The 14,546-nt window shown below is 71.1% G+C and carries 13 protein-coding genes and 1 riboswitch; of the genes, 5 read left to right on the top strand and 8 right to left on the bottom strand.

Annotated features, from left to right (window positions below):
• Positions 1 to 78: 78 nt before the first annotated feature.
• From ABEB07_RS01835 to ABEB07_RS01820, 4 genes are all read left to right on the top strand, one after another.
• Positions 79 to 1,059, top strand: a complete 981-nt coding sequence (locus tag ABEB07_RS01835) for a tetratricopeptide repeat protein (RefSeq protein ID WP_164589843.1) — start codon at positions 79 to 81, stop codon at positions 1,057 to 1,059.
• A gap of 59 nt (positions 1,060 to 1,118) precedes the next feature.
• A complete protein-coding gene (def, locus tag ABEB07_RS01830; RefSeq protein WP_164589842.1) occupies positions 1,119 to 1,769 on the top strand; it encodes a peptide deformylase in 651 nt (216 codons plus the stop codon).
• 296 nt (positions 1,770 to 2,065) lie between these two features.
• The gene (cyc1, locus tag ABEB07_RS01825; protein WP_345666705.1) at positions 2,066 to 3,151 is read left to right on the top strand and encodes an epi-isozizaene synthase; all 1,086 of its coding nucleotides are present in this window, start codon (positions 2,066 to 2,068) and stop codon (positions 3,149 to 3,151) included.
• Positions 3,148 to 4,524 carry a bifunctional albaflavenone monooxygenase/terpene synthase gene (locus tag ABEB07_RS01820; protein ID WP_345666704.1) on the top strand — a complete coding sequence of 459 codons (1,377 nt, stop codon included), beginning with the start codon at positions 3,148 to 3,150 and terminating at the stop codon, positions 4,522 to 4,524. The genes cyc1 and ABEB07_RS01820 overlap by 4 nt, the downstream gene beginning before the upstream one ends.
• Positions 4,525 to 4,577: 53 nt before the next feature.
• Here ABEB07_RS01820 and ABEB07_RS01815 read toward each other — a convergent pair whose 3' ends face one another.
• Positions 4,578 to 5,543, bottom strand: coding sequence for a helix-turn-helix domain-containing protein (locus ABEB07_RS01815; RefSeq protein ID WP_176150452.1), 966 nt, complete (start codon positions 5,541 to 5,543; stop codon positions 4,578 to 4,580).
• A 93-nt stretch (positions 5,544 to 5,636) separates the two neighbouring features.
• Here ABEB07_RS01815 and ABEB07_RS01810 point away from each other — a divergent pair, with 93 nt between their 5' ends.
• Complete coding sequence (locus ABEB07_RS01810) at positions 5,637 to 5,909, top strand: hypothetical protein (RefSeq protein WP_176150453.1); 273 nt, start codon at positions 5,637 to 5,639, stop codon at positions 5,907 to 5,909.
• Here ABEB07_RS01810 and ABEB07_RS01805 read toward each other — a convergent pair.
• The 7 genes from ABEB07_RS01805 to nagB all read right to left on the bottom strand — a co-directional run bounded on the left by ABEB07_RS01805 (position 5,822) and on the right by nagB (position 14,144).
• Positions 5,822 to 6,841 carry a ribonucleotide-diphosphate reductase subunit beta gene (locus tag ABEB07_RS01805; protein WP_345666703.1) on the bottom strand — a complete coding sequence of 340 codons (1,020 nt, stop codon included), beginning with the start codon at positions 6,839 to 6,841 and terminating at the stop codon, positions 5,822 to 5,824. The two genes, ABEB07_RS01810 and ABEB07_RS01805, sit on opposite strands and share 88 nt — an antisense overlap.
• Complete coding sequence (locus tag ABEB07_RS01800) at positions 6,841 to 9,240, bottom strand: ribonucleoside-diphosphate reductase subunit alpha (protein ID WP_345666702.1); 2,400 nt, start codon at positions 9,238 to 9,240, stop codon at positions 6,841 to 6,843. The genes ABEB07_RS01805 and ABEB07_RS01800 overlap by 1 nt, the downstream gene beginning before the upstream one ends.
• A 121-nt stretch (positions 9,241 to 9,361) precedes the next feature.
• Positions 9,362 to 9,498, bottom strand: a riboswitch (cobalamin riboswitch).
• A gap of 62 nt (positions 9,499 to 9,560) precedes the next feature.
• Positions 9,561 to 10,067 (bottom strand): GNAT family N-acetyltransferase, encoded by a 507-nt coding sequence (locus tag ABEB07_RS01795; RefSeq protein WP_345666701.1) that lies wholly within the window; start codon positions 10,065 to 10,067, stop codon positions 9,561 to 9,563.
• Positions 10,068 to 10,240: 173 nt separating this feature from the next.
• Positions 10,241 to 11,869 (bottom strand): monocarboxylate uptake permease MctP, encoded by a 1,629-nt coding sequence (gene mctP, locus ABEB07_RS01790; RefSeq protein WP_345666700.1) that lies wholly within the window; start codon positions 11,867 to 11,869, stop codon positions 10,241 to 10,243.
• Positions 11,866 to 12,129, bottom strand: a complete 264-nt coding sequence (locus ABEB07_RS01785) for a DUF3311 domain-containing protein (RefSeq protein WP_176150458.1) — start codon at positions 12,127 to 12,129, stop codon at positions 11,866 to 11,868. The genes mctP and ABEB07_RS01785 overlap by 4 nt, the downstream gene beginning before the upstream one ends.
• Positions 12,130 to 12,306: 177 nt before the next feature.
• Positions 12,307 to 13,071, bottom strand: a complete 765-nt coding sequence (locus ABEB07_RS01780; protein WP_164589833.1) for a GntR family transcriptional regulator — start codon at positions 13,069 to 13,071, stop codon at positions 12,307 to 12,309.
• Positions 13,072 to 13,358: 287 nt separating this feature from the next.
• Positions 13,359 to 14,144: a glucosamine-6-phosphate deaminase gene (gene nagB / locus ABEB07_RS01775; RefSeq protein WP_176150459.1), complete on the bottom strand. Its 786-nt coding sequence runs from the start codon at positions 14,142 to 14,144 to the stop codon at positions 13,359 to 13,361.
• Positions 14,145 to 14,546 lie beyond the last annotated feature (402 nt).

Below are 14,546 nucleotides of genomic sequence, written 5' to 3'. Positions count from 1 at the left end.
CGTACGTGGTTGGATGCGAAAGGAAAGGGTGTCCGGGGGCAGAGCCAGCCCAAACGACGGAACTGGCAGGCAGGAATCGTGAGGATCTTCGGCAAGGGACGGCACCGGCCCTCCGCCTCCTGGCGGCAGGCCACCGACCGCGCGTTCACCCTGATCGGCGACGGCCGGTACGAGGACGCGGGCGCACTGCTGACGCGCGCCGCCGACCTGGAACCCTGGCTGTCGGAGTCCTGGTTCAACCTCGCCCTGCTGCACAAGTTCCGGCACGACTGGGAACAGGCCAGAGCGGCCGGCCTGCGCGCCGTGGCGCTGCTGGAGAAGGAGACCGGCGCGCCCGACTGGTGGAACGTCGGCATCGCCGCCACCGCGCTCCAGGACTGGCCGCTGGCCCGGCGGGCCTGGCAGGCCTACGGCCTGAAGGTGCCCGGCGGCGCGACCGAGGCGGGCGAGCCGCTGGGCATGGAGCTGGGCAGCGCGGCGGTGCGGCTGTCGCCGGAGGGCGAGGCCGAGGTGGTGTGGGGCCGGCGGCTCGACCCGGCCCGGATGGAGGTGCTGTCCATCCCGCTGCCGTCCTCCGGGCGGCGCTGGGGCGAGGTCGTGCTGCACGACGGCGTGCCGCACGGCGAGCGGACCACCGCCGCCGGGCACAGCTACCCCGTCTTCGACGAGATCGAGCTGTGGGCGCCCTCGCCGGTGCCCACCTGGGTGGTGCTGCTGGAGGCGGCCACCGAGGCCGACCGGGACGCCCTGGAACAGCTCGCCGCCGACGCCGGGTTCGCCGCCGAGGACTGGTCGTCCTCGGTGCGGCTGCTGTGCCGGACCTGTTCGGAGTCGCGGATGCCGTCCGACGAGGGCGACGGCGTGCACCTGGACCCGCACGACCACAGCGAGCCGGGGCACCCCGGACCGCTGGGCCACCGTACCGACGGGCAGCTGTGGGTGCCCGAACGGGAGTGCGGGGTGGCCGCGCCGGCCGCGCTGGTCAGGGGGCTGCTGGACGGCTGGGTGGCGGACAGTCCGGACTCGCGGGACTGGCGGGACCTGGAAGAGGTCTGCTGAGGATTCCCCGTACTCTTAGTCGGCATCAGTCATTCCAGGAAGGCAGGCGTACGTCGGTCATGGCGCAGCAGGACACCGATCAGCAGCACGCGGGCGTGCTCCCCGTCGACGACGAGGGCTACGTCGTCGACACGGAGGACGCCGAGGAGCGCGAGACGGCCTGGCGCGAGCGCGGCGCCTCGCGGCCGATCACGGTCGTCGGCAACCCCGTCCTGCACAAGGAGTGCAAGGACGTCACGGAGTTCGGCGAGGAGCTCCAGCAGCTGGTCGCCGACATGTTCGCCAGCCAGCGCACCGCCGAGGGCGTGGGCCTGGCCGCCAACCAGATCGGCGTCGACCTGAAGGTCTTCGTCTACGACTGCATGGACGACGAGGGCGTCCGGCACGTCGGCGTGGTCTGCAACCCCAAGCCGGTCGAGCTGCCCGCCGACCGGCGCCGGCTGGACGACAGCAACGAGGGCTGCCTGTCCGTGCCGACCGCCTACGCGCCGCTCGCCCGCCCCGACTACGCCGAGGTCACCGGCCAGGACGAGCGCGGCCACGCGATCAAGGTGCGGGGCACCGGCTACTTCGCACGCTGTTTGCAGCACGAGACCGACCACCTGTACGGGCAGCTGTACATCGACCGGCTCTCCAAGCGCGAGCGCAAGGACGCGCTGCGGCAGATGGCCGAGAACGAGCCGCGCTACCCCGTGGTCGCCAACGACTGAGCCCACCGCGGCAGTCGGGGCGCCAGAGACCCTGGAGGCCCCCGTGAACGGCGCCCGACCGGACGAACGGTCAGGCGCCGTACGTGTGTCCTGCCCCTGTTCGATCCTTTGTGCGCATTGATCGAATCAAATCGGTCACACAAGGGGATGTTCTCGGCATCCACGGCGATGGCTGGGCCAAATCCGTTCCCAGAACGGTCAGTTGTAGTGCTGAATGGGAGGACGGGGATACAGGACGGCGTGCGCCGGACACAGCGTCAGGGGCGGGCGCCGGCGGCGGCTGAGAGGGGTTGTTCGTGCCGGCTTTCCCATACAGCACAACATCGACATCGACGACGGTCGCGGTGCCGCCGTCACTGGCCCTGCCGGTGATCGAGGCGGCGTTTCCCAGGCGGCTGCACGCCTATTGGCCCCGGCTCCAGGAGAACACCCGCAGCTGGCTGCTGGAAAAGCGGCTCATGCCGGCGGACAAGGTGGAGCAGCACGTCGACGGCCTGCGCTACACCGACCTCATGGCGGGCTACTACCTCGGCGCCCCCGACGAGGTCCTCCAGGCCATCGCGGACTACAGCGCCTGGTTCTTCGTCTGGGACGACCGGCACGACCGCGACATCGTCCACCGCCGGCCCGTCGCCTGGCGGCGGCTGCGCCGCGCGCTGCACGCGGCGCTCGACGCGCCGCGGGAGCACCTGAACCACCCGGACACCCTGGTCGCGGCCTTCGCGGACAGCGTGCTGCGGCTGTACGGGTTCCTGCCGGCGACGTGGAACGCCCGCTTCGCCCGGCACTTCCACGCGGTGATCGAGGCGTACGACCGTGAGTTCCACAACCGCACCGAGGGCGTCGTGCCCACGGTCGAGGAGTACCTCGCGCTGCGCCGGCTCACCTTCGCGCACTGGATCTGGACCGATCTGCTGGAGCCGAGCGCGGGCCGTGAACTCCCCGACGCCGTCCGCGAAAACCCCGCGTACCGGCGCCCGGCACTGCTCAGCCAGGAATTCGCCGCCTGGTACAACGACCTGTGCTCACTGCCCAAGGAAATCGCGGGCGACGAGGTGCACAATCTCGGCATAAGTCTTGTCAAACACGAAGGACTCAGCCTGGAGGAGGCGATCGCGGAACTCCGCCGCCGGGTCGAGGAATGCATTTCCGATTTCCTGGTCGCCGAACAGGACGCGTTACGTTTCGCGGACTCCCTGGCGGACGGAACGGCGCGCGGAAAGGAACTCGGCGCCGCCGTGCTGTCCTGCGTCGCGAACATGCGGAACTGGTTCAGTTCCGTCTACTGGTTCCACCATGAATCCGGCCGGTACATGGTCGACAGCTGGGACGACCGCTCCACACCCCCGTACGTCAGCAACGAGACGGCAGGTGAGAAATGACCGTCGAATCGGTCAGGCCCGAGGACCGGTCCCGGGCCGGAGACGAGCCGCTGGAGCCCCCGGTCGCCGCCGGCGCCGTCCCGTTCCTCGGCCACGGCCTCCGGCTGGCCCGCAACCCGCTGGCCTTCCTGACCGGGCTGCGCGACCACGGCGACGTCGTCCGCCTGCGGCTCGGCCCCAAGACGCTCTACGCCGTCACCGCGCCCGCCCTCACCGGAGCGCTGGCGCTCAGCCCCGACTTCATCGTCGCCGGACCGCTCTGGGAGTCCCTGGGCGGCCTGCTCGGCAAGGAGGGCGTGGCCACCGCCAACGGCCCGCTCCACCGCCGTCAGCGGCGCACCATCCAGCCCGCCTTCCGGCTCGACGCGATCCCCGGGTACGGGCCGATCATGACCGAGGAGGCGCACGGGCTGGTGGAGCGCTGGCGCTCGGCCGACGTGCTCGACGTGACCAGGGAGTCCTTCCGGGCGGCCGTGCGCGTCGCCGCCCGCTGCCTGATGCGCGGCAGCTACATGGACGACCGCGCCGAGCGCATCTGCGCGGCGCTGGCCACCCTGTTCAGCGGCATGTACCAGCGGATGGTCGTCCCGCTCGGACCGCTCTACAAGCTGCCGCTGCGGTCGAACCGAGAATTCAACCGGGCCTTGGCCGATTTCCATCTCCTGGTGGACGAGATCGTCGCCGACCGCCGGGCGAGCGGTCAAAAACCGGACGATTTGCTGACGGCTTTGCTGGAGGCGACGGACGAGAATGGCGATCCCATCGGGGAACAGGAGATCCATGATCAGGTCATTGCCATCCTGACCGCGGGAAGCGAAACCGTCGGTTCCACGATCATGTCGCTCCTTCTCGCCCTGACCGAGTACCCGGAACTCGGCGGCAAGATCCGCGACGAGGTGGAAACGGTCACGGAAGGCCGCCCGGTCGCATTCGAGGACGTCCGAAAACTGACGTACACCGCCAATGTCGTCGTCGAGACATTGCGACTGTATCCGGCCGTGTGGATATTGACGCGCCGGACGGTCGCCGACACCCGGCTCGGCGGATACCGCATTCCGGCCGGAGCGGACGTCATCTACAGCCCCTACGCCGTCCAGCGCGACCGGCGCTCCTTCGCTCGGCATGAGGAGTTCGACCCCGGACGCTGGCTGCCGGGACACTCCGACGAGGTCCCCAAGTACGCGATGAGCCCGTTCAGCGTGGGCAACCGCAAGTGCCCGGGCGACCACTTCTCGATGGCCGAGCTCACCCTGCTCACCGCGGCCGTCGCCGCCGCCCTCCGGTTCGACCAGGCCCCCGGCTCCGACCCCAGGCCGCGCATCGGGATCACCCTGCGCCCGCGCCGTCTGCTGCTGCGGGCCCTGCCCCGCTGACCGGCCGCGGCCGGGACCGCCCCGGCGGGAACCCGGCCGCGCCGGACGCGCGTTCAGGCGGCCTGCGGGCCCCTGAACGTGCGCCGGTAGGAGTGCGGCGTGGTGCCCAGCGTCCGGACGAACTGGTGCCGCAGCGCGGCGGCGGTGCCGAACCCGGTCCGGTCCGCGATCGCGTCCATCGTCTCGTCCGTCCCCTCCAGCAGCCGCTGCGCCAGCAGCACCCGCTGCCGCAGGATCCACCGGTAGGGAGTCGTCCCCGTCTCCTGCTGGAAACGGCGGGCGAAGGTGCGCGGGGACATCAGCGCGCGGGCGGCGAGCTGCTCGACGGTGACCTCCTCGTCCAGGTGCCGCTCCATCCAGACCAGCACCTCGCCCACCGTGTCGCACCGCGACTTCGGCAGCGGCCGTTCGATGTACTGCGCCTGCCCGCCGTCCCGGTGCGGCGGCACCACCATCCGCCGGGCGATCTTGTTGGCGACCTCCGGTCCCTGCTCCTGGCGCACGATGTGCAGACAGGCGTCGATCCCGGCGGCCGTCCCGGCCGAGGTGATCACCGTGCCCTCGTCCACGTAGAGGACGTCCGGCTCCACCACCACGTGCGGGTACTGCCGGCGCAGCTCGGCCGCGTGGCGCCAGTGCGCCGCGCAGCGCCGCCCCTCCAGCAGTCCCGCCGCGCCCAGCACGAACACCCCTGAGCACACGCTCAGCACCCGCGCGCCCCGGTCCACGGCCCGCACGAGGGCGGCCAGCAGCGCGGGCGGGTGGACCCGGGTCGCGAAGTCGTTCCCGGCCGGCACGGCGATCAGATCCGCCTCCTCCAGCCGGTCGAGCCCGTAGGGCGTGCTGACGCTCAGCCCGCCCACGTGGGTGCTCAGCGACGGGCCCTCGGCGGAGACCACGGCGAAGTCGTAGACGGGCAGGCCGTCGTCGCTGCGGTCGATCCCGAAGACCTCGCAGACGACGCCCAGTTCGAAGGGATGCACACCGTCGAGCAGGACGGCGGCCACGTTCTCCAGCATGCGGCCAGTGTGCCTTACCAGTGGCAGGAATTTGAAGATGTGCGGCAGTCCTGCCACTCACGGCCGGAGGGATCCGGCGCGAGAGTGGAGGACATGAACACAGACCAGATCGAAGCCCTGATCGGACTCCTCGCGACCTTCGGACTCCTGGTCCTGATGGCGCTCCCCGCCGCCCTCGGCGTCGTGCGCGACAAGCGCATCGACCGCCAGATCAGGCAGGCGCGGCGGGAGCACGCGGACCAGGAAGCCCGTGAGGCCCTACAGCGACAGCAGCGGTCTCAGAAGTCCTCGTCCAGGTCGACGGTGCCCTCCACCGCCACCTGGTACGCCGACGGACGCCGCTCGAAGAAGTTGGTCAACTCCTGAACCCCCTGGAGCTCCATGAAGGAGAAGGGGTTCTCCGAGCCGTACACCGGAGCGAAGCCGAGCCGGGTCAGCCGCTGGTCGGCGACGCACTCCAGGTACTGCCGCATCGACTCGGTGTTCATGCCCGGGAGGCCGTCACCGCACAGGTCGCGCGCGAACTGCAGCTCGGCCTCGACGGCCTCCCGCAGCATGTCGGTCACCTGCTGCTCCAGCCGGTCGTCGAAGAGGTCCGGCTCCTCCTTGCGGACGGTGTCCACCACGTCGAAGGCGAACGACATGTGCATCGTCTCGTCGCGGAACACCCAGTTGGTGCCGGTGGCCAGGCCGTGCAGCAGGCCCCGGCTGCGGAACCAGTAGACGTAGGCGAACGCGCCGTAGAAGAACAGGCCCTCGATGCAGGCGGCGAAGCAGATCAGGTTGAGCAGGAACCGCCGGCGGTCCGACCGGGACTCCAGCTGGTCCAGCTTCTCGACCGAGTCCATCCACTTGAAGCAGAACTCCGCCTTCTCGCGGATGGAGGGGATGTTCTCCACCGCCGCGAAGGCCGCCGCCCGGTCGTCCGGGTCGGGCAGGTAGGTGTCCAGCAGCGTCAGATAGAACTGGACGTGCACGGCCTCCTCGAACAGCTGGCGCGACAGGTACAGGCGCGCCTCCGGGGAGTTGATGTGCTTGTAGAGGGTGAGCACCAGGTTGTTGGCGACGATCGAGTCGCCGGTGGCGAAGAAGGCCACCAGACGGCCGATGAGGTGCTGCTCGCCCGGGGTGAGCTTGGCGAGGTCGGCGACGTCCGAGTGGAGGTCGACCTCCTCGACGTGCCAGGTGTTCTTGATGGCGTCCCGGTAGCGCTCGTAGAAGTCCGGGTAGCGCATGGGGCGCAGGGTCAGTTCGAAGCCCGGGTCGAGCAGGTTCTGGGTGGAGCGGTCGGTGGTCATTACTGGCATGCCTCGCAGGACTCGGGGTTTTCGAGGGAGCAGGCGACGGCGTCCGGATCGGCCGCCTGCTGGACGGGAAGGGGCGCCTGGGCGCGGGTCTGGCCCTGGGCGGCGCGGGCGATCCGGGTCGCCGGGCGCGAACGCAGGTAGTACGTCGTCTTCAGACCCTGCTTCCAGGCGTACGCGTACATCGAGGAGAGCTTGCCGATGGTCGGCGTCTCCAGGAACAGGTTCAGCGACTGGGCCTGGTCGAGGAACGGGGTGCGGGCGGCGGCCATGTCGATCAGGCCGCGCTGCCCGATCTCCCACGCCGTGCGGTACAGCGCCCGCACCTCGGCCGGGATCCAGGCGAAGCTCTGCACCGAGCCGTTGGCCTCGCGCAGCGCCTCACGGGTGCGGGCGTCCCACACGCCCAGCGCCTTCAGGTCGTTCACCAGGTAGGAGTTGACCTGGAGGAACTCGCCGGAGAGCGTCTCGCGCTTGAACAGGTTGGAGACCTGCGGCTCGATGCACTCGTAGACGCCCGCGATCGAGGCGATGGTGGCGGTCGGCGCGATCGCCAGCAGCAGCGAGTTGCGCATGCCGACGGCGGCGATCCGCTCGCGCAGCGCCGCCCACCGCTCGGGCCAGGTCAGGGACACGTCGTAGTGGTCGGGGTGCAGCACGCCGCGGGCGGTGCGGGTCTTCTCCCAGGCCGGCAGCGGCCCGTGCCGCTCGGCGAGGTCGGCGGACGCCTCGTAGGCGGCGAGCATGATCCGCTCGGCGATCCGGGTGGACAGGGCCTTCGCCTCGGCGGAGTCGAAGGGCAGGCGCAGCTTGAAGAAGACGTCCTGGAGGCCCATCATGCCCAGGCCGACCGGCCGCCAGCGGGCGTTGGAGCGGCCCGCCTGCTCGGTCGGGTAGAAGTTGATGTCGACCACGCGGTCCAGGAAGGTCACGGCGGTGCGGACGGTCTCGTCCAGCCGCTCCCAGTCGATGGCACCCTCGCTCCCGTCGCTCCCGTCGTCCCCGGCGCGCACGAACGCGCCCAGGTTGACCGAGCCCAGGTTGCACACCGCGGTCTCGCCGTCGTCGGTGACCTCCAGGATCTCCGTGCACAGGTTCGAGGAGTGAATCACGTGGCCCGGCTCGGCCGTCTGGTTGGCGGTGCGGTTGGCGGCGTCCTTGAAGGTCATCCAGCCGTTGCCGGTCTGCGCCAGGGTGCGCATCATCCGGCCATACAGCTCGCGGGCCGGCATCGTCTTCCTGGCCAGGCCCTTCGCCTCGGCCGCGCGGTAGGCGGCGTCGAACTCCGCGCCCCACAGGTCCACCAGCTCGGGCACGTCCGCGGGCGAGAACAGCGACCACCGCGCGTCCTCGTCGACCCGGCGCATGAACTCGTCCGGGATCCAGTGCGCCAGGTTCAGGTTGTGGGTGCGGCGGGCGTCCTCGCCGGTGTTGTCCCGCAGCTCCAGGAACTCCTCGATGTCGGAGTGCCAGGTCTCCAGGTAGACCGCGGCCGCGCCCTTGCGCCGGCCGCCCTGGTTCACGGCGGCCACCGAGGCGTCCAGGGTCTTCAGGAACGGCACGATGCCGTTGGAGTGGCCGTTGGTGCCGCGGATCAGCGAACCGCGCGAACGGACGCGGGAGTAGGCGATGCCGATGCCGCCGGCGTGCTTGGAGAGGCGGGCGACCTGGTGGTAGCGGTCGTAGATGCTGTCCAGCTCGTCCTGCGGGGAGTCGAGCAGGTAGCAGGACGACATCTGGGGGTGCCGGGTGCCGGAGTTGAAGAGCGTGGGGGAGGAGGGCAGGTAGTCGAGGCGGCTCATGAGCCCGTAGAGCGCCGTGACCTCGTCCACGGAAGGGGCGGTGTCGTCCTGTGCGAGGCCGCTCGCCACCCGCAGCATGAAGTGCTGGGGCGTCTCGATCACCTTGCGGGTGATCGGGTGCCGCAGCAGGTAGCGGCTGTGCAGGGTGCGCAGGCCGAAGTAGCCGAAGCGGTCGTCGGCGGCCGGGTCGACGGCCGCGTCGAGCCGCGCGGCGTGCAGCCGCACGAACGCGGCGGTGCGGTCCGCGACCAGCCCCTCGCGGTGGCCGACCGTGATCGCCTCGGTGAAGCGGGTGACGCCCTGCGAGGCGGCCTCGGCGCGGATGGCGAGGGTCAGCAGCCTGGCCGCCAGCCGCGAGTAGGCGGGGTCCTCGGAGATGAGCCCGGCGGACGCCTCGGTGGCCAGCTCGCGCAGCTCGGCCTCGTCGGCGTGCGCGGAGCGGCCGCGCAGCGCGGCGGCGGCGACCCGGCCGGGGTCGGCGTCGGGGAGGTCGGCGGTCAGCTCGGTCAGGGTCCGCAGCAGCGCGGCACCGGGACCGTCGGTCTCCAGGCGGTGGACGACTGAAGCCGGATCCGCAGGCGCGATGGTCACTTGGGGCTCTCCCTCGCTCGGCACGGGGCCTCGCCGAGGGCATGCGGCAGTACACGAGCGCACGCGGCGTCGCGTCCACCGGCCCATTCCACGAGGCCCGGACGTCGGCACCCGGACCGGACGGCCGGGCGCACTGTCGACAGGTCCTCGGACTGACGCACGTACCCGGCCATAAGGGCACATGTGTACGTGTACACCGTTGCGGGACAGTTCCGGATTCGCACCGGATTCCCCTGCGACGACAGCGAGCACGAGCATACATCTTGTGCCGGGTGAGGGAGCCACCCCCATATGTAGTGTCGTGGTGACTGCGCAGCGTGTCAGAGGTGCAACGCGTAGGTGAGCAGGGAGAGGTCCAGGAGGTCCGGCAGGGGCTTCCAGTCGCGGTCGGGGGTGCGCGCGAAGCCGAGGCGCTCGTAGAGGCGGTGGGCGGCGTGCATCGTCGGCTGGGTGGACAGGACCAGGCGTGCGCACCCCGAGGTGGCCCGCGCACGGTCGACACAGGCCCGTACGAGCGCCTCCCCGACGCCCCGGCCGCGGGCCGCGTGATCGACCGCGAGCATCCGGATCTCGGCCTCCCCGGGTCCGGCGATGTCGGCCATGGCGCCGCCCGACGGCACGAAGGCGACCGCGCCGAGCACGCCGCCGTCCCGCACGGCCACCAGCACCTCGGCCGCGGCGGCCCGCCCGGCCACGTCCCGCAGCACCCCGAGATACGCGTCGTCCTCCCCGAAGTCGAGCAGCCCGTCCCGCAGATAGGCCCGAGCGGTGATCTCCCCGACCACCCCGTACTCCGCGGGCTCGGCCCGCCGCACCACGATGTCCATGTGCGGAGTCTGCCGCAGTTGCACGACGGCGGACCGCTGGTTTTCCGGCGCCGTGAGGCCGCCCGGGGCCGTCCGGGGCCGTGCCCACGGCATCCGTCCGGAGTCGTGGCGCACGGGGACGGCGAAGGGCCGCCGGAGAGTGCTCCGGCGGCCCTTCAAGCGTCCGTGCGGGATCAGTGGGCGCTGCCGGCCGTGGCCGGGGGCAGCTCCACCGCGACGCCGGGGTCGCCCGCGTCCTTGACGTAGTCCTCCGGGCTGGTCTCGTCGACGCCCTCGGGCGCCTTCAGCGCCCGCAGGACGAAGGTCAGGACCACCGTGACGACCACGTTGAGCACGAACGCCGTCAGGCCGATGTAGCCGATCTCGCCGATGCCCGGGATCTCCTTGGCCGAGCCGCCGAAGTGCTTCTGGGTCGGCGAGGCGACGCCGTAGGCCGCGAGCGTGCCGTAGACCATGCCGACCGCCCAGCCGGCGAGCAGCGCCCAGCGGTGGAACCAGCGGGTGAACAGGCCGCCCACTAGCGCCGGGAAGGTCTGGAGGATCCAGATGCCGCCCAGCAGCTGGAAGTTGATGGCGACCGTCTTGTCCATCGTCAGGACGAAGACCAGCGCGCCCACCTTCACCAGCAGCGACACGATCTTGGAGACCTGGGCCTCCTGCTTCGGCGTGGCGTCCTGCTTGATGAAGTCCTTGTAGATGTTGCGGGTGAACAGGTTCGCCGCCGCGATCGACATGATGGCGGCCGGCACCAGCGCGCCGATGCCGATGGCCGCGAAGGCCACGCCCGCGAACCAGTCCGGGAACATGTCCTCGAACAGCTGCGGGATCGCCAGCTGCCCGTTCTGCACCTTCACGCCCGCCGCGATCGCCATGAAGCCCAGCAGCGCGAGCAGGCCCAGCATCAGCGAGTACAGCGGCAGGATCGTGGTGTTGCGGCGGATCACCTCACGGCTCTTCGAGGACAGCGTCGCGGTGATCGAGTGCGGGTACATGAACAGCGCCAGCGCGGAGCCCAGGGCGAGCGTGGCGTACGTCCACTGGTTCGCCTCGCCGGGCACGACCGCGCCGCGCGGTTTGCCGGTGGCCGGGTTGGTCTGCGCGAAGGCGTCGCCGGCCTTGGCGAAGATGTCGTCGAAGCCGCCCAGCTTGATCGGGATGTAGATGATCGCGACCGCGATGACGATGTAGATGAGCGCGTCCTTCACGAACGCGATCAGCGCCGGCGCGCGCAGCCCCGAGGAGTACGTGTACGCCGCCAGCACGCCGAAGGCGATCAGCAGCGGCAGGTCCTTGACGAACCAGTTGGTGTTCTCGCCGCCGCCGACGCCCATCACGTCCAGCACCGCCTGGATGCCGACCAGTTGCAGCGCGATGTACGGCATGGTGGCGAGGATGCCGGTGAGCGCCACCGCCAGCGACAGGCCCTTGGAGCCGAACCGCCCGCGCACGAAGTCGGAGGTCGTCACGTACCCGTGCCGGTGCGAGACCGACCACAGGCGCGGCAGGAAGGTGAAGATCAGCGGGTAGACCAGGATCGTGTACGGCACCGCGAAGAAGCCGGCCGCGCCGGTCGCGTAGATCGCCGCGGGCACGGCCACGAAGGTGTACGCCGTGTACAGGTCGCCGCCGAGCAGGAACCAGGTGACCCAGGTGCCGAACGACCGGCCGCCCAGGCCCCATTCGTCGAGGCTGTGCTCGTTCTCGGCGCGGCGCCAGCGGGCGGCGAGGAAGCCCATGGCGGTGACCAGGACGAAGAAGAAGATGAAGACGCCGAGCGCGACGCCGTTGACGCCGTCCTTCATCGCGCCGCACCGTCCTTCCGGGTCGCGCGGGCGCGCTGGTCGTGCTGCCAGAGCCGGTGGGCGAGCACCGTGAGGATCGTGGAGATGATCACCCACAGCATCTGGTACCAGTAGAAGAACGGGATGCCGATGAACGCCGGGTCGGTCTTCGCGTACGAACCGACCCACAGCATCGCCACGAACGGGGCGACGAGGCAGAGGCCGATGACGACCCGCACGGGCGTCACCGCCCCTCCGCCGGCTCCTGAGGCATCTGACATGTGCGGCTCCGTCCCCTCGCTGACCCAGACCATCGGTGCGATGCGCAGGCAATCTAGGTCACGGCGCCGAGGAAACGGAACCCCTTGTCCGCATACCGGTTGACGTCCGCCGCGCACGGCCGGCCGGCGCGGTCGAACGGACTCGGCCGGGTCCGGCCGGCGGCCCGGTCCGCCGGGTCAGTCCACCGGGCGCTTCAGGCGCGCGACGAACTTGTAGCGGTCGCCGCGGTAGACCGAGCGCACCCACTCCACCGGCTCGCCCGCGCGGTCCAGCGAGTGGCGGGACAGCAGCAGCATCGGCAGGCCCACGTCGGTGCCGAGCAGCCCGGCCTCGCGCGGGGTGGCCAGCGAGGTCTCGATGGTCTCCTCGGCCTCGGCGAGGTGGACGTCGTAGACCTCGGCGAGAGCGGTGTAGAGGGAGGTGTACTTCACCAGGCTGCGGCGCAGCGCCGGGAAGCGCTTGGCCGACAGATGGGTGGTCTCGATGGCCATGGGCTCGCCGTTGGCCATCCGCAGCCGCTCGATGCGCAGCACCCGGCCGCCGGCCGTGATGTCGAGCAGCTCGGCGAGCCGGTCGTCGGCGGTGATGTAGCCGATGTCCAGCAGCTGCGAGGTCGGCTCAAGGCCCTGGGCGCGCATGTCCTCGGTGTAGGAGGTGAGTTGCAGCGCCTGGGAGACCTTCGGCTTGGCGACGAAGGTGCCCTTGCCCTGGATGCGCTCCAGCCGGCCTTCGACCACCAGTTCCTGGAGCGCCTGGCGCACGGTGGTGCGCGAGGTGTCGAACTCGGCCGCCAGCGTGCGCTCCGGCGGCACCGGCGTCCCGGGCGCCTGTGTCCGGGTCATGTCGAGCAGATGCTTCTTCAGACGGTAGTACTTGGGCACGCGCGCGGTACGGACGGTCGCCCCACCCTCGTTCTCCGCACTGCTGACGTCGGTGCTCATGCTCCGCCTTCCCGGCTCGGGTGCCGAAGCGGCCGACATCCCATCGGCCACGGCTCACATCGTGGCACGGCTTCTCGCGCCGGGTGCTCACCCGCACGCTCCGTGATCTCCTCTGTATACCGCCGTGACCCAGGCTGGTCTAGTCCAACGTCCGACATGGGGACGGCGTCCCGCGGGGCCGGGCGGGCGGCGGGCGGGAGCCGGGGCGGCCCCGCCGGAGGCGACGGACGACGGCGCCGGCCCCCGCTGCGGGGCCGGCGCCGGTGCGTCCGGGGCGGCGGCGCCGCTCAGACGCCCTGCCACTCGGGCTTGTTGGCGTAGGTGTGGCGGAAGTAGTCGGCGAGCTTCAGCTTGCCGGCGGCGGCCTCGTCGACGACCACCGTGGCGTGCGGGTGCAGCTGGAGCGCCGAGGCCGGGCAGACCGCCGCGACCGGGCCCTCGACGGTCGCGGCGACCGCGTCCGCCTTGCCCTCGCCGGTCGCCAGCAGCACCAGGTGCCGGGCCTCCAGGATGGTGCCGATGCCCTGGGTGATGACGTGGTGCGGCACCTGGTCGACGTCGCCGTCGAAGAAACGCGCGTTGTCCACCCGGGTCTGCTCGGTCAGCGTCTTGATCCGCGTCCGCGAGGCGAGCGAGGAGCACGGCTCGTTGAACCCGATGTGCCCGTCCGTCCCGATGCCCAGCAGCTGGAGGTCGACGCCACCGGCCTCGGCCAGCGTCCGGTCGTACGCCTCGCAGGCCGCCTGCACGTCCTCGGCGGTGCCGTCCGGTCCGAGGAACGCCTCCATGCCGATGCCCAGCGGCTCCAGCACCTCGCGGCGCAGTACGGAGCGGTAGGACTCGGGGTGGTCGGCGGGCAGTCCGACGTACTCGTCGAGCTGGGCGATCCGGGCCCGCGAGGCGTCCGCCGCGCCGGAGCGCACCTTGGCCGCCAGCGCCTCGTAGACGGGGAGCGGGGTGGAACCCGTGGCCACGCCGAGCAGCGCGTCGGGCTTGCGCCGCAGCAGCCGCGCCATGGCCTCGGCGATGAGCTCGCCGCCCGCTGCGGCGTCCGGAACGATGACAACTTCCACGCTGGGCCTGCCGATCTGAGGAGAACCGAAGAGAGGACCGGACCCGGTCGAGGGGCCTGTGGTTTAGACCAATCTAGCAGAACGGCCCTTGCGGGGCGCGGGCTCCGACGCCCCCGACACACCGTTCCGACGACGTATCGATCAAGGTCTCCCGGGCCGGTCCGGCTCGGGAGACCGGGCCGGACCGGCGGTGCGGCGATCAAGGACGCCCGCGGCGGACGTACGGCCGGGGAGCGGCGGGTGTGCGGCGGCGCGCAAGCGGCGCGCGGGGGCGTGAGAGGGGGGCGGCCGGGGGACTCGCGGAAATTGCCACCGTCCGGCGGCCCCGCGGCCGAGCCGGGCGGGCTAGGCTGCTCCCCGGTGACGTTCCGGCGTCCGGCCGGTGACCGCATCCGACCCGTA

It is taken from the genome of Streptomyces similanensis (assembly GCF_039543625.1).
GTDB lineage: Bacteria > Actinomycetota > Actinomycetes > Streptomycetales > Streptomycetaceae > Streptomyces > Streptomyces similanensis.
This window is presented reverse-complemented; position numbering and strand designations above follow the sequence as displayed.